This is a genomic window from Paraburkholderia acidiphila (assembly GCF_009789655.1).
In the GTDB taxonomy this organism is placed as follows: domain Bacteria; phylum Pseudomonadota; class Gammaproteobacteria; order Burkholderiales; family Burkholderiaceae; genus Paraburkholderia; species Paraburkholderia acidiphila.
Window position 1 is genome coordinate 53,280 of record NZ_CP046910.1, and the last position, 17,065, is coordinate 70,344.

A 17,065-nucleotide genomic window follows, 5' to 3' on the forward strand; every position below is an offset into this window, starting at 1 on the left:
GTCCTCGTATCTGTAGATAAATCGAACCTTCGATGGCCAGCCGAAACCCGAGCGAAAACGTTTGCCTTAGCACAAACCCCTGGTCAAGTTAACCAAATAGTGAGCCGATAAAGCACGGGTAAGAGATGCAACATCCAGGCGCCACGAGCGCCATATAAAAAAATCCGAGAGAAATCGCCCGAACCTGACGGCGGCACGCCGCAATCCGATTTGCATCGAGAGCGAACCCAATACGAGGGCAGGACCATGGAACAATCGACACCGGATCGTCAGATCGAATTACGCGAATTAAGCGCAGTCAATGCTGCGCTAAATCGTGTTCAGGCAGTTATCGAGTTCGACCTTCAAGGCACCATTCTTCACGCCAACGAGAATTTCCTCGCAACGCTCGGCTATACGCTCGAGGAAGTGCGCGGCAAGCATCACCGGATGTTCTGCGATCCTGATTATGTGCGTACCGAGGCTTACCGCCAGTTCTGGGAACGGCTTGGACGCGGCGAGTTCGACCGCGGCGAATACCGGCGGGTCGGGCGCGGCGGCCGCGAGATCTGGATCAACGCGTCGTACAACCCGGTGATCGACGACAACGGCCGGCCCTACAAGGTCATCAAGTTCGCCACCGATATCACCGCCGCCAAGCAGCAGCACGCGGAGTACGAAGGGCGATTGCGCGCCATCGACAAAGCCCAGGCCGTGATCGAGTTCGATACGGGCGGTATCGTGCTGCATGCGAACCAGAACTTCCTCGACACGCTCGGCTATCGCCTCGAAGAGATTCTCGGCAAGCATCACCGCCTGTTCTGCGAGGAGGCACACGCGGCCAGCCCCGACTATCGCGAGTTCTGGGCCAAGCTCAATCGCGGCGAGTTCGACGCGGGCCGTTACAAGCGCATTGCCAAGGGCGGCCGCGTGGTGTGGATCCAGGCAACCTACAACCCGATCTTCGACGTGAATGGCCAGCTCTACAAGGTCATCAAGTTCGCCAACGACGTGACCGCGCAGGTCGAGCTCGAAGAGAGCGTGAAGCGCCGCGCGCAGGACGATCAGCGCAAGGTCGAGAAGCTGCTCGGCGTGGTGAGCCGCGCGGCCGCCGGCGACCTCACGGGCGACGTCGAGGTGCACGGCGAGGAACCGATCGACCAGCTGGCTGCCGGCATCAAGGGCATGATGAGCGACCTCGCGGGCGTGATCGGCAAGGTGGTCGAATCGGCCGGCACGTTCAAGGACGCTTCGCAGGACATCGCAGCGCGCGCGGACACCGTGGCGAGCGGCGCGCAACTGCTCGGCGCGACAGTCGAGGAAATGAACGCATCGATCGAGGAACTCACGGCGTCCATCAACTCGATCGCCGACAATTCGCGCGGCGCCGACCAGCTCGCCAAGGACACGCAGCAGGAAGCGGAGCGCGGCGCGAAGGCCGTGACGCGATCGATCGAGGCGATGGAGCTGATCAACCGCTCGTCGGAGGATATTGGCGAGATCATCAAGGTCATCGGCGAGATCGCGAGCCAGACCAATCTGCTCGCGTTCAACGCGGCGATCGAGGCGGCACGCGCGGGCGAGCACGGCCTTGGCTTCTCCGTGGTCGCCGACGAAGTGCGCAAGTTGGCGGAGCGGTCCTCGCAGGCAACGAAGGAAATCTCGAAGCTCATCAACGAGTCGGTGAAACGCGTCGCGCAGGGCAGCGAAATCTCGAAGCAGGCGGGCGAGGCGTTCGAGAAGATCGTCGCTGGCGTGAGCCGAACGACCCAGGCTATTTCGGAAATCTCATGCGGCGCGGACGAGCAGCTCATCGCGGCCCGCGAAGTGAGCGCCGCGATTCAGCAGGTCGCCGAAGAAACCGAGAAGTCGGCGGGCGCGTGCGACACGATCGCGCGCGCGGCGGCGTCGCTCAAGGGCGGCGCGGTGGGTCTCGACACGACGGTGGCGCGCTTCGTGGTGTGAAGTCCGGAGGTCGCAGTGGATATCGATCAGGATGCCGAACTGCCGGTGCGTAATGCGCTGTTCGAGCAGGTGCGCCGGCATACCGGCATCGCGATGAACGAGCGCAAGTGGACCATGCTCAAGGGCCGCTTGCGCCGCCGCATCATGACGCTCGGGTTGCCAGACTATGGCGACTATTTGCGCTTGCTCGACGGCAGCGCGGACGAGGTGCGCGACTTCATCGATCTCGTCACGACGAACGAAACGTCGTTTTTTCGCACGCCGCGCATCTGGGAGTATCTGGCGGGCGAATTCCTGCCGCGATGGGCCGCGAGGCGAACGGGCGAGCCCTTGCGCGTCTGGTCGGCGGCGGCGTCTAGCGGCGAGGAAGCGTGGACGACGGCCATGCTCTGCGAGGAGTTCCGCCTGCTGCATCCCTCGCTGCGCTATGCGATCGTCGGCACCGATATCTCGGACGGCATTCTTGCGAACGCGCGCGCCGGACACTATGCCGGCCGTAGCATGGAGAGCCTGCGCCAGCAGCGGCCGGAACTCGTGCAGCGGTATTTCCGCAGCGAAGCGGCGGCGATCAGCGTGAATGAGGCTTTACGCTCGCACGTGAGCTTTCGGCGGCACAACCTCTATGACGTGCCGCGCGATCTCGGCGAGTTCGATCTGGTTCTGCTGCGCAACGTCCTGATCTATTTCGATCTCGAAGGCCAGAAGGCCGTGCTCGCCAACGTGCGGCGCGCGATGCGGCCGGGCGCCGTGCTGATCGTGGGCGAGTCCGAATCGCTGAGCCGGGTCGCGGCGGGATTCGCTTTCGAACAGCCGCTCATCTATCGCAACGAGGTACGTGAACATGAGCATCCAGCGTGACGTGCAGGTGCGAATGTGTGAAATCGCCGTGAGCCGCGGCGAGGAGGCGAAAATCCTGCGCGCGACGCTGGGGTCGTGTGTGGGCATCGGGCTCCTGTGGCGCTCGCGCGCGACCTACGGGCTCGCGCATTGCCTGTTGCCCGAGCCCACGGGAGGCGCTCGGGCGGCGGGCGCTGTGCAGGCCGGCAACGGCGCGAAATACGTGATCGAAGCGCTGCCGAAACTGCTCGCCATGATGCACGCGCACGAGGCGCGCGAAGGCGATATCGAGGCCGTGCTCGCGGGCGGCGCGAACATGATGCACCACCGCACGACGATCCACGAACCGATCGGAGAGCTAAACGTTCGCGTTGCGCGCCAGATGCTGGCCGATGCGCGGCTGAAACTCGTGCACGTCGACGTGGGCGGCGAGTGCGGACGCCAGCTGAGCATCGACTGCGAACAGCATCACTACGCCGTGCGCCATTTCTCGCGCTCGCTCGAGCCGCGATCTTCTGTTATGCCAGAGCAGTCGCCAAATCAAGGAGTCACCCGATGAGTGTACGCACGCTTGCAGCTGGCCCGAACGTCGAGCTGTACGGCTCGTTCCATCTGGCGGGCACCGAATTGGCGCTGCCGGTGGCCGCCTTGCAGGAGGTCGTCAACCCGCCGGAGACGCTCACAGCGATCCCACTTGCACCGCCGTATCTGCTTGGGCTCTTCAACCTGCGCGGCACGCTGATTCCGGTGGTCGATCTGCGGCAGTTGCTGCGTCTGAACACAGAAAGCACGAGCGCGGCGCGCAAGGTCGCGATTGTCGAATCCGGCGGCGTACGCGTGGGACTGCTGTTCGACGCGACGGGCGAAATTCTGCGTGTGCCGCGCGAGCAGGTCATCACGCTCGACGTGCCCGAGGGCAGCACGCCCATGGCGATTGGCGCGGTGCTCAAGCTCGACGGCGGCGAGCGCATTCTTCAAGTGCTCGCGCCCGCCGTGCTGCTCAGTTTGCGCGACATGCCGCAACTCGCGCAATCGGAGCCGCGCGCAGCCGAGCGGCGTGCGCACCAGGGGCAACGCCGCCAGAACGTGTCGTTCAAGGTAGGCGCCACGGCGCTCGCGCTGCCGATGGACGCGATCCAGGAAATCATCCGTGTGCCGGCCTTGCAGCAGTCGCCGCTGGCCAACGAGGTCTGCATCGGCATGCTGAACCTACGCGGCGCGACCATTCCGGTGCTCGATTTCAGCGCGCTGCTGGGCTTCGCTCGCTCGAGCGGCGAGCCAAAGCGTGCAGACGAACGGCGCATTGTCGTGCTTCATCGCAACGACCTGCATTTCGGCATGCTGGTGGACGAAGTGGCGAGCATCGTTGCGTACCGCGAAGAGGACCTGCTGCCCATGCCGGCCTATGGCGGCAATGCGCAGCGCTCGCTGTTCGCGGGCTATCTGGCGGCCGAAGATAGCGCGGGCGTGCTGCTCATGAACGCGGCCGCGCTCTTTGCCAACGAGCGCGTCGTGGCGCTCGCGGCGGGTCATCGCGATCTGTATCGCAATGCTCTGGCGCAGGCGGCGCAAAAACGCGGCGCAGGCACGCGGCAAACGTTCGTCACGTTTCGCATCGGGCAGTTGATCGGCGTGCGCATCGCCCAGTTGCGCGAGGTCATCGACTATCGCGACGACATCATGCATACGCCGGGGCTGCCCGGCGTCGTGCGCGGCATGCTCAACCTGCGCGGCGTGCTCGTCACCGTGATCGACGTGCGCGCGATGTACGGCATGCCGCCGTACGAGGATCTCGCGCGCGCCAAGGTGCTGATCGTCGAATACGAGCGCGAAAAATACGGACTGCTTGTCGATTCGGTCGAGGATATCGTGACGTTGACCGGTTCGGCCCAGCTCACGATGCCGCAGGCATTCACGCGCAGCGAAGGCGCGCGCGTGCATAACGACATGCGCGAAGCCGTGGAGTTGCCGGGCAAGGGCACGCTGATGTTGCTCGACCCCGCTTCGCTATGCGCGCGCGTGGCCGAGGAAGCGGCGGTTTGACCGCCGGCGGAGCTCGTGCAGGTTAGCGCGCGGCACGTTCGCGCTCGAGCCGGCGCACGGCTTCGCTCACGTCCTGGCTGAACTGCGCGAGCGCGGCGAGTTCGAGGTTGGGCGGTTGCAGGGCCGACCAGAGCGCGTCCACGAGACGGTCGGCCGTGGCTTCGATGTTCGTGCGGCGGTTGGCGAGCGTCGCGTCCCACAGCACGTGCTCCATGGGGCCGAATACCAGCGAACGCAGCAGCCGCAGCGGCAGATCGCTGCGGATCTGCCCGTTTTCCTGACCGCGCGCGAGCACGCGCATGAGCGGCGCCGTGTAACGGCGCTGCATTTCCGTGAGCGCCTCGCTCAGATCGTGGTGCCGCGTGCGGCCTTCCGAGAGCACCAGTTCGCAGATGCCGGTGCCGCTTTCCAGCATCAACTGCAGATGCATGCGCACGATGAATGCAAACTGCTGGCGCACCGTGCCGTCGCGCGGCAGGCCGCCTTCGATGGCCGCGATCGATTCGTCATACCAGTCGCCGATCACGCGCGCGCACAACTCCCGTTTGCCCCGAAAGTAGCTGAACACCGTCGCCTCGGACACGCCGAGGCGCTGGGCGATTTCGGCCGTGGTGGCGCGTGCGTACCCTTTTTCCGAGAACACTTCGCGTCCCGCCTGCAGGATTTCCCGCACGCGCTGCTGCGACTTGCGGCCCGCCGGCTGGCGGCGCGACGCGGGCAGGACGGCTTTCTGGGCGACGGCTTCCATGTTGAGCTTGATTCAATTTACGTCAGGGTGGAATTCATTATCTACGAAAGAATCGCCGCTGGACAAGGAAAATTCATCGGCATGACAACTTGAGCGTCACTCAGAAATACCTATTGACGTTAACGTAAATGTGGCGTGAAATGTGCGTCCATGGGGCGAAGCACCGCCCGGATCGAGAATCCTCTGGAGACACACATGAGCAACGTACCCGGTTTGCAGTTCCCGCTTGGCGAAGAAGTCGAAATGCTGCGCGACAGCATTGCCGGCTTCGCGGCGAAGGAAATCGCGCCGCGCGCCGGCGAGATCGACCGCACCGACCAGTTCCCGATGGACCTCTGGCGCAAGTTCGGCGACCTGGGCGTGCTCGGCATGACGGTTTCCGAGGAATACGGCGGCGCGAACATGGGCTACACGGCGCACATGGTCGCGATGGAGGAAATCTCGCGCGCGTCCGCTTCGGTCGGCCTTTCGTACGGTGCGCATTCGAACCTGTGCGTGAACCAGATCCATCGCAACGGCACCGAAGCGCAAAAGCGCAAGTACCTGCCGAAGCTCGTTTCGGGCGAACACATCGGCGCGCTCGCCATGAGCGAACCGAACGCCGGATCGGACGTCGTGAGCATGAAGCTGCGCGCCGAAAAGAAGGGCGACCGCTACGTGCTCAACGGCACGAAGATGTGGATCACCAATGGGCCGGATTGCGACACGCTGGTCGTGTATGCGAAAACCGATCCCGAAGCGGGCTCGCGCGGCATCACGGCGTTCATCGTCGAGAAGGGCATGAAGGGCTTTTCGGTTGCGCAGAAGCTCGACAAGCTCGGCATGCGCGGCTCGCATACGGGCGAACTGGTGTTCCAGGACGTGGAAGTGCCTGAAGAGAACATCCTCGGCCAGCTCAACGGCGGCGTGAAGGTGCTGATGAGCGGCCTCGACTACGAGCGCGCCGTGCTCGCGGGCGGCCCCACGGGCATCATGGCCGCGGTCATGGACGCCGTCGTGCCGTACATCCACGACCGCAAGCAGTTCGGCCAGGCTATCGGCGAGTTCCAGCTCATTCAGGGCAAGGTCGCCGATCTCTACACGACGTACCAGGCGTGCCGCGCGTACCTCTACGCAGTGGGGCGCCAGCTCGACACGCTTGGCAAGGACCACGTGCGCCAGGTGCGCAAGGACTGCGCGGGCGTGATTCTCTACACCGCCGAAAAGGCCACGTGGATGGCGGGCGAAGCCATCCAGATTCTCGGCGGCAATGGCTATATCAACGAGTATCCGGTTGGGCGTCTCTGGCGCGACGCGAAGCTCTACGAAATCGGCGCGGGCACGAGTGAGATTCGCCGCATGTTGATCGGCCGCGAGCTGTTCGCGGAAACGATGTAATCCTAAGTAACTCTAGGTCATCAAGGGAGGACGGGATGCCGGTCATCGAATCGAAGCTCAATCCGCGCTCGGAAGACTTCAAGGCCAATACCGCGGCGCTCGAAGCGCTCGTCGCGGACCTGCGCGAGAAGATCCAGAAGCTTTCGCTCGGCGGCGGCGAGGCCGCGCGCGACAAGCACCTCTCGCGCGGCAAGCTGCTGCCGCGCGATCGCATCGCGCAACTGCTCGATCCGGGCACGCCGTTTCTGGAGTTCTCGCAACTCGCGGCTTACGGCATGTACAACGACGACGCGCCGGGCGCGGGCATCATCACGGGCATTGGCCGCATTGCGGGCCAGGAGTGCGTGATCGTCTGCAACGACGCCACGGTGAAGGGCGGCACGTATTACCCGGTCACGGTGAAGAAGCACGTGCGCGCGCAGGAAATCGCGCAGGAAAACAACCTGCCGTGCGTGTATCTCGTCGATTCGGGCGGCGCCAACCTGCCGAACCAGGACGAAGTGTTTCCGGACCGCGATCACTTCGGCCGCATCTTCTACAACCAGGCGAACCTTTCCTCGCAGGGTATTCCGCAGATCGCGGTGGTGATGGGCTCGTGCACGGCTGGCGGCGCGTATGTGCCGGCCATGAGCGACGAGTCGATCATCGTGAAGAACCAGGGCACGATTTTCCTCGGCGGCCCGCCGCTCGTGAAAGCGGCGACAGGCGAGGAAGTGAGCGCCGAGGACCTGGGCGGCGGCGACGTCCACACGCGTCTTTCCGGCGTGGTCGACCATCTCGCGCAGAACGACGCTCATGCGCTGGCCATTGCGCGTTCGATCGTCGGCAATCTGAACCGAACGAAAACGCCGCCTGTCGTACTGCGCGAACCGCTGCCGCCGCGCTTCGACGCGAAAAGCCTTTACGGCGTGATTCCCGTGGATACGCGCAAGCCGTTCGACGTGCGCGAGGTGATCGCCCGCATCGTCGACGACTCGGCGTTCGACGAATTCAAGGCGCGCTATGGCACCACGCTCGTGACGGGCTTCGCGCATATCTGGGGCCACCCGGTCGGCATCATCGCGAACAACGGCATTCTGTTCTCCGAATCGGCGCTGAAGGGCACGCACTTCATCGAGCTGTGCTGCCAGCGCAAGATCCCGCTCGTGTTCCTGCAGAACATCACGGGCTTCATGGTGGGCCGCAAGTACGAAAACGAAGGTATTGCGCGCAACGGCGCGAAGATGGTGACGGCGGTGGCCACGGCCAAGGTGCCGAAATTCACGGTCATCATTGGCGGCTCGTTCGGCGCGGGCAATTACGGCATGTGCGGCCGCGCGTATTCGCCGCGCTTCCTGTGGATGTGGCCGAACGCGCGCATTTCGGTGATGGGCGGCGAGCAGGCCGCATCCGTGCTCGCCACGGTGCGCCGCGACGGCATTGAGGCAAAGGGCGGCACGTGGAGCGCTGAAGAAGAAAATGCGTTCAAGCAGCCGATCCGCGATCAATATGAATTGCAAGGCCATCCGTATTACGCGAGCGCGCGCCTTTGGGACGACGGCGTGATCGACCCGGCGCAAACGCGCGACGTGCTCGGCCTCGGCCTTTCCGCCACGATGAATGCGCCGATCGAAGAGACGCGCTTCGGCGTGTTCCGCATGTGATGCATTGAGGACGAGAACAATGCAATACGAAACGCTCACCGTAGACATCGTCGGACACGTGGCGACTGTCACGCTCAATCGCCCGGACGTACGTAATGCGTTCAACGAGACGATGATCGCGGACGTCACGGCTGCCTTTACGGCGCTCGGCGCTCACGAAAACGTGCGCGCGATCGTGCTCGCCGGCAACGGCAAGGCCTTTTGCGCGGGCGCGGACCTGAACTGGATGCGCAAGATGGCCGGCTATTCCGACGAGGAGAATCGCGCCGACGCCATGCGTCTCGCGCAAATGCTCTCGGCGGTCTATCGCTGCCCGAAGCCGGTCGTCGCTCGCGTGCATGGCGACGCGTATGCGGGCGGCATGGGCCTCGTTTGCGCGGCGGATATCGTGGTGGCGGTGGAAACCGCGCACTTCTGCCTTTCCGAAGCGCGCCTCGGCCTCATGCCCGCCACGATCGCGCCTTACGTGATCCGCGCGCTCGGCGAGCAGGCTTCGCGCCGTTACTTCGTCACCGCCGAAGCCTTCGACTGCGCCACCGCGCAGCGGCTTGGCCTCGTGAGCGAAGCCGTGAACGCGCAAGCACTCGACGCGACCGTGCAACGCATTGCCGAAACGCTCTGCACGAACAGTCCGAACGCCGTGCGCGAGTGCAAGCAACTCGTGCAGGACGTTGCGGGCCAAACGATCGACACCGCCTTGATCGAAGACACAGCCGTTCGCATCGCGCGTATTCGCGCGAGCGAGGAAGGGCGCGACGGTGTCTCGTCGTTCCTTGAAAAGCGTACGCCGCGCTGGCGCGATCAATAACTCAAGATGCAGGCAAGAAGCAGGAAACGAAGCGAGGACAGCACATGTTCAACAAAATCCTGATCGCCAACCGCGGCGAAATTGCATGCCGGGTTGCGGCTACGTGCAGGCGGCTTGGCGTGAAGAGCGTGGCCGTGTACTCGGACGCCGACGCGAACGCCAAACACGTCGCCGCCTGCGACGAAGCCGTGCATATCGGCGAAGCGGCCGCTGCGCAAAGCTATCTGCGCTATGAGCGCATTATCGACGCCGCACGCGCCACGGGCGCGCAAGCCATTCACCCCGGCTACGGCTTTCTTTCGGAGAACGAAGACTTTGCCCACGCTTGCGAAGCGGCAGGTATCGTCTTCATCGGGCCGCCGGTCGACGCAATCGCCGCCATGGGCTCGAAGGCGGCCGCAAAGGCGCTGATGCATGCGGCGTCCGTGCCCCTCGTGCCGGGTTATCACGGCGACGATCAGGACCCCGCGCTCCTGCAGCGCGAAGCCGATGCAATGGGCTACCCGGTGCTGCTCAAGGCGAGCGCGGGCGGCGGCGGCAAGGGCATGCGCGTGGTCGAGCGTAGCGAGGACTTCGCGGCGGCGCTCGCCTCGTGCAAGCGCGAGGCGGCCAGCAGCTTCGGCAATGACCGCGTGCTGATCGAGAAGTACCTCACGCGGCCGCGCCACGTCGAAGTGCAAGTGTTTGCCGACAAGCACGGCGGCGCGGTGTATCTGTTCGACCGCGACTGCTCTGTGCAGCGCCGTCACCAGAAGGTGCTCGAAGAGGCGCCCGCACCGGGCTTGGCCGACAACGTGCGCCGCGCCATGGGCGAGGCGGCCGTGGCCGCGGCGCGCGCGGTGCACTACGAGGGCGCGGGCACGGTCGAATTCATCATGACGGGCGCCGACTTCTACTTCATGGAGATGAACACGCGCCTGCAGGTCGAGCACCCCGTGACGGAGATGATCACCGGCCTCGATCTCGTCGAATGGCAATTGCGCGTGGCCGCGGGTGAGCCGCTGCCGCTCGAGCAGTCGCAGCTTACGATCACAGGCCACGCACTCGAAGCGCGCATTTACGCGGAAAACCCGGCGCGCGGCTTCCTGCCCTCCACCGGCACGCTCAAGCACCTGCGCATGCCCGAGGGTGTCGAGTTCCGGCTCGGCGATGCGGGTCAGCGTGCGAGCGTGCGCATTGACAGCGGCGTGCGCGAAGGCGACACCATCACGCCGTTCTACGATCCGATGATCGCCAAGCTGATCGTGCACGGCGCGACGCGCGAGGACGCGCTGGCGCGCATGGAACGCGCGCTCGAATCGTGCGAGGTGGTGGGGCCGCATACGAATGTCGAGTTTCTGCACCGGCTCGTGACCTGTGAGCCGTTTGCGAGCGCCGATCTCGACACGGGCCTGATCGAGCGTAATCACGACGCGTTGTTCTCGCCGCAGCAGAAGCCGGTTCGCGAAGCGGTCGCGCTCGCGTGTGCGGCGTTGCTCGGCCGTGAGGGCGGCCTGACGACGGGCACGTCGCCGTGGCAGTCGCTTGCGCACTGGCGCTTGAATAGCGGCTTTGCGCAATCGATCGCGTGGCGCGACGTCGAAAGCGACACGGCGTTCGCGGTGGCGCATACGCATGACGGCAGCGAGCAGACGCTCGCGTATGCGGGCCACCAGGCGCGCTACACGTGGTGGCGCGGCAAGGGCGCGGACGAATACGGCGCGACACTCGGCGACAAGCATGTGACGGGTCGCGTTTTCATCGACGGCGACGTGTTCCATGTGTTCTGCCTCGGCATGTCGATGGCGTTCGAGTGGCAGAACTTGCTCGCGCATGCCGCCGACGCGGAACACGGCGAGGGCCGCCTGACCGCGCCCATGCCGGGCAAGGTGATCGCCGTGCTGGTGGAGCCGGGCGCGGTGGTGGAGAAGGGCGCGCCGCTCATCGTCATGGAGGCGATGAAGATGGAGCACACGATCGGCGCGCCGGCGGCTGGTAAGGTCACCGAAGTATTGTACGGCGTAGGCGACCAGGTGGCGGACGGCGCGCAACTGCTCGTGCTCGAAGCCGCTTGACAATGCTTCAAGAGACTTGACTTGCAGGGCCGATGAGTTCTTTCCGGCTTCCCTGTAGCCGGAGAACGACGTGAGAGTTTTGCCCTGGGGCGCTCTGCTGTGGCGGAGCGCCCTTTTTTTGCGCTTGCGTATGGGAACCGCTCAGCGTTCCTTTGCGTGTGCCGCGAGCAGTTCCCGATGCCGCACTTCGGTGGCGTCGTCGGCCGGGAACATGCATTCAAGGCGCAATTCCTGGGCGGCGACATTTTGCGGCGTGCCCACGCTCGTGACCATCGAGAAATAGCGAAGCACGCTGCCGTCGCTGATGAAACTCAGCGGTATCACCGGCATGGTCGGCGTGCCGGTCGATCCATGATGCGCTTTCCAGTCGCCCGGCACGCCGGGGTACGCAAGCAGTTCATCGAGAAGCGTGCGTGTTTCAGCGTCGATCACGCGGCCGACGGCTTCGCGATAGACACGTTGCAACAGGCTTCGGGCAACGTTCTCCCAGTCCGCGAGGAAGGGGCGCATGCCCTGCGGATCGAACATCAAACGCAGCAAGTTGCGCTGGCCTGGGCGCGCCGCCATGTCGATGAAGTGGCCGAAGAAGCGCGGCGCGGCGTCGTTGGTCATCAGCACGTTCCAGTGCCGGTCCATGACGATGGCCGGAAACGGATCGTGCTGGCGAATGACGCGCTCGAGCGCCTGCACGACATGCTGCATTTCCTGCGCGTTCCAGGGGGCTTCCGAATAAATGGGCGCGTAGCCGGCGGCCAGCAGCAGGGCGTTGCGCTCGCGCAGCGGCACGTCGAGTGTTTGTGCAAGGGCAAGCAGCGTGTCACGGCCCGGCACGCTGCGCCCGCTTTCGATAAAACTGATCTGGCGCTGGGAGATCCCCGCATCCAGCGACAGATCGAGTTGACTCACGCCACGCACATCCCGCCAATAGCGCAGCAGGGTGCCGAGTTCGCTTTGCGGTGCATTTGGGTCGGGGCGTGTAGGGTTCATCGGTCCTCCGTGGTTGAATCAGGCAACGATAGCGGACTCAAGCCGCGTTCGCACGCGAGGCGAATGGCTTGAACTGCGCTTCGAGCGCCGGGTGTGCGGGTGCCGATTCGATCGTGTGTTCAGGATAGGTGGAGATGGCTGACTCCTGGGTATTGAGCGTCGGCGGATTGGCGACGCGACAGGCGAAGCGTAGAAGCGATGGCGCGCTGCGCCAATTACATGCCATGTAATCGCCGCGCCGCCATGAATCGGGCGCTTTGGCGTGCAAGGAATGGATGCCTTTTCGAACGCGCACATGGCAGGAAAACAGTGCGATCATGTGAGCAGGCTTTTCGGCAGACCTTTCAGGTCGAACTCTGGGACGCCTGTCGCCGAGCCGACTCTCCACGCGGGGGAGATGCGGGGTCGGAGCGCACATCTTCGGCAACCCGCCATGGCCATACCGCGGCTCTACCAGACAGGTGAGGTCGTCATGCTTGGTGTTCGCAAGGCTGTGTTCCCGGTGGCGGGAATCGATACCCATTTTCTGCCGGCAACGAAGGCGAGCCCGAAGGAAATGCTGCCCGTTATCGACAAACCGCTCATTCAATACGCTGTCGAGGAAGCGATAGCGGCAGGCATTACGGAACTGATATTTGTCACGGGCCGCGGAAAGCGAGTCATCGAGGATCATTTCGACAAGTCCTACGAAGTCGAACATCGACTCAAGGCGCGAGGCAAGCAGAATCTCGTCGAACTCGTGCAGGACATCAAGCCGGCGAATGTGGAGTGCGTCTACGTTCGGCAAGCCGAGCCGCTTGGTCTCGGCCACGCCATACTCTGCGCCGAGAAGCTGATTGGCGACGAGCCGTTTGCAATCGTGCTCGCTGACGATCTGCTCGATGGGGCGCCCCCGGTTCTCGCGCAGATGGTGCATATATTCAGCCACTACGATTCCTCGGTTCTTGCTGTCGAGGAATTCGATTCGTGGGAGTCGACGACGCACGGCGTGATCGATGGCCGGCATTGGGACGAACGGGTGATCAGCGTCAGCCGCATCATTGAGAAGCCATCGCCCGAACTGGCGCCGTCGAGCTTCGGCGTGGCTGGACGGTATGTGCTGATGCCAAGCATCTTCGAGCATTTGCGTTCGGTGAAGCCCGACTTGAACGGCGAGATTCAACTGACGCCCGCCATTCATTCTATGCGCGAGGGAGAGCAGGTGCTGGCCTACGAGTTCGTTGGCAAGCGCTATGACTGCGGCACCAAGCTCGGCTATGTTCAGGCGACGGTTGACTTCGCCCTGCGGCATGCGGAATTGCAGGAGACTTTCGACGCGTGGCTGCGCGAGCGCGTTGGCGCGCTGCAACTGGGTGCGTGGGCAACGGGTTCGATGCTGAATCAGCCAGCTCCGGGCGTGCAGGAGCTGGCGCATTGAAGCCGTGCGTTATTGAATAGGACAATTGAGCGATCCATGCGGCCGTGCAGGCGCCATAGCGGGATTTCGCGTGGATCGGACGGGACCTGATGATTCCACCCTTTTAAAAGGCGATGCGAGGAAAGGAAAGGTAAGAAACGTTGCAAGGTTCCGCCCGCGCCGCTGCTTTAAAATCGCGGCATGAACCCCAGCGTCCTCATTGTCGACGACGATCCCGTCGTACGCGACCTGCTGAGCCGTTTTCTGCGCTCGCATAACTTCGATACGGCCGTGCTGCACGACGGCGTCCACCTCCAGCGCCGCCTCGAGCGCGAACGTCCGTCCATTGTGGTGCTGGACATCATGATGCCCGAGACCGACGGCCTCGAGGCCATCGCCGCCTTGCGCGCGGCCGGCGACGACATTCCCGTGATTTTCGTCACGGCGCGCGGCGCGGTGAGCGACCGCATTCGAGGGCTCTCGCTGGGCGCGGACGACTATTTGCCGAAGCCTTTCGATCCGCACGAACTGCTCGTGCGCATCCAGAACATTCTTCGCCGGCGCGGCCCGTCCACCGCCAGCGCGCCGGAAGCGCGCCGGCGCTACCGGTTCGGCGACTTCGAACTCGACTTCACGATGCGCACGCTTTCCTGCGGCGACACGCAAATCCCCCTGCGGGAAAGCGAATTCGCGTTGCTGAAGGTTTTCGCCACGCATCCCTACAAAGTGCTTTCGCGCACGCTGATCCACGACATCGTGCACCGCGACGACCGCGAGTTTCACGAGCGCAGCCTCGACGTGCCGATCTGGCGCCTGCGCCGCGTGATCGAGGCCGATCCGTCGAATCCGCGCCACATTCAGACCGTGCGCGGCAAGGGCTATGTATTCGTGCCGGATCCGGCAAATTATTCGGAGGCGCACGGCGCAGCAATTCAGTGAGAAGTCCGTTGAATACGCTGTTCGGGCGCATGGCGTTGCTCTCGACGGCGGTTTTGCTTTCCATGCAGCTTGGCTGGTTCTTGCTGCTTGCCCGCCAGCCGCCGCGCCACGAAGTCGATGGTTTCGCGCGCGGCGTGCTGCTCGCGCTGCGCGTGGCGAGCGAAGAGCACGTCGGCGGCGGCACGCTGCCGCCCCCTGTGCATCTGGGCGGTTCTCTCGAGCCGCCGAAGGACGGCGGCGACCTGAGCGCCGTGCTGCGCGTGCACCGCGTGCCGGTTTGGAACGTGCCCAAGAGCGTTCATCTGCACGAACCGACGCGCCGGCCGCTAGTCGACCTGACGCGCCATCTGCGCGAGCAATTGCCGCCCGGCACGCAGTTCGCCGTGGACGACGGGCGGCCGCCGCAACTGTGGGTGCGCTTTCCGGGCAGCACGACCTGGGTTGTCGTGCCGGTCGATATTCCGCCGCCGCCGCGTTTTGTCATCGAAGGCATTTCGATGCTGCTGGCGGCGCTTACGCTGTCGTTCCTTGCTGCCTGGCAGATCCAGAAACCCCTGGCGAGTCTCGCGCAGGCGGTGCGCCGGTTCGGCACGGGTGAGCGCATTGCGCCGCTCGAAGGCAAGGGGCCGCGCGAACTGCGCGACGTGAGTGCGTCGTTCAACGACATGATGCGCTGCGTGAACGAGGCCGAAGACGACCGCGTGGTGATGCTGAGCGGCATTGCGCACGATCTGAAGACACCGCTCACACGGCTGAAGCTGCGCGCGACCCTGATGGCCGAGGAGTCGGAGCGCAATGGCATGCTGCGCGACGTCGATTCGCTCACCCACATCGTCCAGCAGTTTCTGGAGTTCGCACAACAGTCGCCCGACGCGGGCCGGCTGCTGAGCGTCGATGGCTTTCTGCAAAGCCAGTTTGGCAATCCTGATGAAATCGAGGGCGGTAACGGACCGCTGTTCGTGCTCGATTTGCGCGCGGGTCCCCGCTTCAAGCTGCCGCAGGTCACACTGGACCGGCTCGTCACGAATCTGGTCGACAACGCGCTCGAGTATGGCGCGCCCCCGGTCGAAATCTCGACGGCGATCGAAAACGGCACGTGCCGGATAAGCGTGCGCGATCACGGCGCCGGTATCGAGCCCGAGCGGATTGCGGCTGCCATGAGGCCATTCGTGCGCCTGAATGCGGCGCGTGGCGGCGAAGGGCATTGCGGCCTCGGCCTCGCCATCGTCGCGCGGCTCGCGCGCGACAGCGGTGGTCATTGCGACGTCGAGAACCATCCCGAAGGCGGCCTGCTCGTTCAACTCAGGTTTCCTGTCACCCACACTTGATACGCCAGCACGAAAAAAGCGCGCCGAGTCCTCGCGGACCGGCGTGCAAACGTGCCAACGCTTATAAAAAGCGGGCGCTTGTGGACGGCTTGGGTCAGGCTGTCGTGCTGACGAACAGGCCGCTCGCGGCGCCCGTGCCCTGTTGTTGCAGGTTGCTCGCGAGCGTCGTGAGGAATTGCTGAAGAGACGTCGTGTCGCTCGAGGAACCGCTCGACGATGCACCAATGGCCGTCAAGAGGTTCTGGAAGTCGGACGTCAATTCGCTGTCCGAACTGCTGCTGCCCGATGAACTGCTTGCCGTGCCCGAATCGGCGGACGTGCTGCTCGAGGCCGACGAAAGCGACTGCGCGAGGTTCGAGATCGCGGAAGCCAGGTCGTTACCGTAGCCGCCCGCCGACGAGGGCGGCGGAGGCGGCAGCGGAGGCATCATCGCCGCCGCATTGCTCGTATCGCTCGACGTGGACGACGTGCTGGCACTCGAAGCACTCGAAGCCGCGCTCGTCGCGCTTGCCGACGAAACCGTGCTGCTGTCGCTGCTGTCGTCCGTGCTGGTCACGGCGACGCCGCTTTGTTGCGCGGCGGCCTGGAAAAGCGCGCCGAGGAATTGCTGAAGCGCGGCGGCAAGCGCATCGGGCGAAGTGGCCGACGTGCTCGACGTCGAATCGGTGGAACTCGACGAGGAATTGGCACTGGCGGTGCTCGCGGACGCACTGGCCGTGCTGTCCGTGGTGAAGCCGAGCGACGAGAGCGCCGAGGCGATGGCGGCAGCCAGCGGATTGACGTTGTTCGAGTCCGACGAGGCGTCCGAGGCCATGGGCAAGCCCGGCACCTGGCTGTCGCTCGTGGTTTGCCCTTGCGCCTGATAGGCGGCCCAGGTTGAATACAGCGAGTTTGAATGGGATAACGCGCTTATCGACATGTTTAACCCCCCGGTAAATGTGCGATATGGTCGATGCCCGAC

At 64.2% G+C, this 17,065-nt stretch carries 15 protein-coding genes; 11 read left to right on the forward strand and 4 right to left on the reverse strand.

Annotated elements, in window-relative coordinates:
• Positions 1-246 precede the first annotated feature (246 nt).
• The 4 genes from FAZ97_RS14700 to FAZ97_RS14715 are packed head-to-tail and all read left to right on the forward strand — an operon-like array spanning position 247 to position 4,824.
• Positions 247-1,944: a methyl-accepting chemotaxis protein gene (locus FAZ97_RS14700; RefSeq protein ID WP_158759223.1), complete on the forward strand. Its 1,698-nt coding sequence runs from the start codon at positions 247-249 to the stop codon at positions 1,942-1,944.
• Between the two features lie 15 nt (positions 1,945-1,959).
• Complete coding sequence (locus FAZ97_RS14705) at positions 1,960-2,802, forward strand: CheR family methyltransferase (protein WP_158759224.1); 843 nt, start codon at positions 1,960-1,962, stop codon at positions 2,800-2,802.
• A complete protein-coding gene (locus tag FAZ97_RS14710; RefSeq protein ID WP_158759225.1) occupies positions 2,786-3,340 on the forward strand; it encodes a chemotaxis protein CheD in 555 nt (184 codons plus the stop codon). Before FAZ97_RS14705 ends, FAZ97_RS14710 begins: the two co-directional genes overlap by 17 nt.
• Positions 3,337-4,824, forward strand: a complete 1,488-nt coding sequence (locus FAZ97_RS14715; RefSeq protein ID WP_158759226.1) for a chemotaxis protein CheW — start codon at positions 3,337-3,339, stop codon at positions 4,822-4,824. Before FAZ97_RS14710 ends, FAZ97_RS14715 begins: the two co-directional genes overlap by 4 nt.
• A gap of 22 nt (positions 4,825-4,846) precedes the next feature.
• On the opposite strand, the gene FAZ97_RS14720 is transcribed toward FAZ97_RS14715, so the two are convergent.
• Positions 4,847-5,572, reverse strand: coding sequence for a TetR/AcrR family transcriptional regulator (locus tag FAZ97_RS14720; protein ID WP_158759227.1), 726 nt, complete (start codon positions 5,570-5,572; stop codon positions 4,847-4,849).
• 195 nt (positions 5,573-5,767) lie between these two features.
• Between FAZ97_RS14720 and FAZ97_RS14725 the strand changes: the two genes are divergently transcribed.
• From FAZ97_RS14725 to FAZ97_RS14740, 4 genes are read left to right on the forward strand one after another with little or no spacing between them, the layout of a single operon-like run.
• A complete protein-coding gene (locus FAZ97_RS14725) occupies positions 5,768-6,949 on the forward strand; it encodes an isovaleryl-CoA dehydrogenase (protein ID WP_158759228.1) in 1,182 nt (393 codons plus the stop codon).
• A 35-nt stretch (positions 6,950-6,984) separates the two neighbouring features.
• Positions 6,985-8,592 (forward strand): carboxyl transferase domain-containing protein, encoded by a 1,608-nt coding sequence (locus FAZ97_RS14730; RefSeq protein WP_158759229.1) that lies wholly within the window; start codon positions 6,985-6,987, stop codon positions 8,590-8,592.
• 19 nt (positions 8,593-8,611) lie between these two features.
• Positions 8,612-9,400 (forward strand): enoyl-CoA hydratase/isomerase family protein, encoded by a 789-nt coding sequence (locus tag FAZ97_RS14735; RefSeq protein WP_158759230.1) that lies wholly within the window; start codon positions 8,612-8,614, stop codon positions 9,398-9,400.
• 44 nt (positions 9,401-9,444) lie between these two features.
• The gene (locus FAZ97_RS14740) at positions 9,445-11,454 is read left to right on the forward strand and encodes an acetyl/propionyl/methylcrotonyl-CoA carboxylase subunit alpha (RefSeq protein ID WP_158759231.1); all 2,010 of its coding nucleotides are present in this window, start codon (positions 9,445-9,447) and stop codon (positions 11,452-11,454) included.
• Positions 11,455-11,595: 141 nt separating this feature from the next.
• On the opposite strand, the gene FAZ97_RS14745 is transcribed toward FAZ97_RS14740, so the two are convergent.
• Together FAZ97_RS14745 and FAZ97_RS14750 are read right to left on the reverse strand one after the other, a co-directional pair.
• On the reverse strand, positions 11,596-12,441 hold the full coding sequence (locus tag FAZ97_RS14745; protein WP_158759232.1) for a helix-turn-helix domain-containing protein: 846 nt from the start codon (positions 12,439-12,441) through the stop codon (positions 11,596-11,598).
• Between the two features lie 37 nt (positions 12,442-12,478).
• Positions 12,479-12,760 carry a hypothetical protein gene (locus FAZ97_RS14750; protein ID WP_158759233.1) on the reverse strand — a complete coding sequence of 94 codons (282 nt, stop codon included), beginning with the start codon at positions 12,758-12,760 and terminating at the stop codon, positions 12,479-12,481.
• Between the two features lie 153 nt (positions 12,761-12,913).
• Between FAZ97_RS14750 and galU the strand changes: the two genes are divergently transcribed.
• The 3 genes from galU to FAZ97_RS14765 all read left to right on the forward strand — a co-directional run bounded on the left by galU (position 12,914) and on the right by FAZ97_RS14765 (position 16,104).
• Positions 12,914-13,858, forward strand: coding sequence for a UTP--glucose-1-phosphate uridylyltransferase GalU (gene galU / locus FAZ97_RS14755; protein WP_158760930.1), 945 nt, complete (start codon positions 12,914-12,916; stop codon positions 13,856-13,858).
• A gap of 180 nt (positions 13,859-14,038) precedes the next feature.
• Positions 14,039-14,776, forward strand: coding sequence for a response regulator (locus FAZ97_RS14760; protein ID WP_158759234.1), 738 nt, complete (start codon positions 14,039-14,041; stop codon positions 14,774-14,776).
• Positions 14,773-16,104, forward strand: a complete 1,332-nt coding sequence (locus FAZ97_RS14765; RefSeq protein WP_158759235.1) for an ATP-binding protein — start codon at positions 14,773-14,775, stop codon at positions 16,102-16,104. The genes FAZ97_RS14760 and FAZ97_RS14765 overlap by 4 nt, the downstream gene beginning before the upstream one ends.
• Positions 16,105-16,198: 94 nt before the next feature.
• Here FAZ97_RS14765 and FAZ97_RS14770 read toward each other — a convergent pair whose 3' ends face one another.
• Positions 16,199-17,023 carry a hypothetical protein gene (locus FAZ97_RS14770; RefSeq protein ID WP_158759236.1) on the reverse strand — a complete coding sequence of 275 codons (825 nt, stop codon included), beginning with the start codon at positions 17,021-17,023 and terminating at the stop codon, positions 16,199-16,201.
• Positions 17,024-17,065 lie beyond the last annotated feature (42 nt).

Bases quoted from the DNA above. Each gene is read 5' to 3' on its own strand.
- galU (WP_158760930.1), top strand. From the start codon at position 12,914: ATGCTTGGTGTTCGCAAGGCTGTGTTCCCGGTGGCGGGAATCGATACC.
- FAZ97_RS14720 (WP_158759227.1), bottom strand. From the start codon at position 5,572: ATGGAAGCCGTCGCCCAGAAAGCCGTCCTGCCCGCGTCGCGCCGCCAG.
- FAZ97_RS14725 (WP_158759228.1), top strand. From the start codon at position 5,768: ATGAGCAACGTACCCGGTTTGCAGTTCCCGCTTGGCGAAGAAGTCGAA.
- FAZ97_RS14735 (WP_158759230.1), top strand. From the start codon at position 8,612: ATGCAATACGAAACGCTCACCGTAGACATCGTCGGACACGTGGCGACT.
- FAZ97_RS14750 (WP_158759233.1), bottom strand. From the start codon at position 12,760: ATGATCGCACTGTTTTCCTGCCATGTGCGCGTTCGAAAAGGCATCCAT.
- FAZ97_RS14745 (WP_158759232.1), bottom strand. From the start codon at position 12,441: ATGAACCCTACACGCCCCGACCCAAATGCACCGCAAAGCGAACTCGGC.
- FAZ97_RS14770 (WP_158759236.1), bottom strand. From the start codon at position 17,023: ATGTCGATAAGCGCGTTATCCCATTCAAACTCGCTGTATTCAACCTGG.
- FAZ97_RS14730 (WP_158759229.1), top strand. From the start codon at position 6,985: ATGCCGGTCATCGAATCGAAGCTCAATCCGCGCTCGGAAGACTTCAAG.
- FAZ97_RS14710 (WP_158759225.1), top strand. From the start codon at position 2,786: ATGAGCATCCAGCGTGACGTGCAGGTGCGAATGTGTGAAATCGCCGTG.
- FAZ97_RS14715 (WP_158759226.1), top strand. From the start codon at position 3,337: ATGAGTGTACGCACGCTTGCAGCTGGCCCGAACGTCGAGCTGTACGGC.
- FAZ97_RS14760 (WP_158759234.1), top strand. From the start codon at position 14,039: ATGAACCCCAGCGTCCTCATTGTCGACGACGATCCCGTCGTACGCGAC.
- FAZ97_RS14700 (WP_158759223.1), top strand. From the start codon at position 247: ATGGAACAATCGACACCGGATCGTCAGATCGAATTACGCGAATTAAGC.
- FAZ97_RS14740 (WP_158759231.1), top strand. From the start codon at position 9,445: ATGTTCAACAAAATCCTGATCGCCAACCGCGGCGAAATTGCATGCCGG.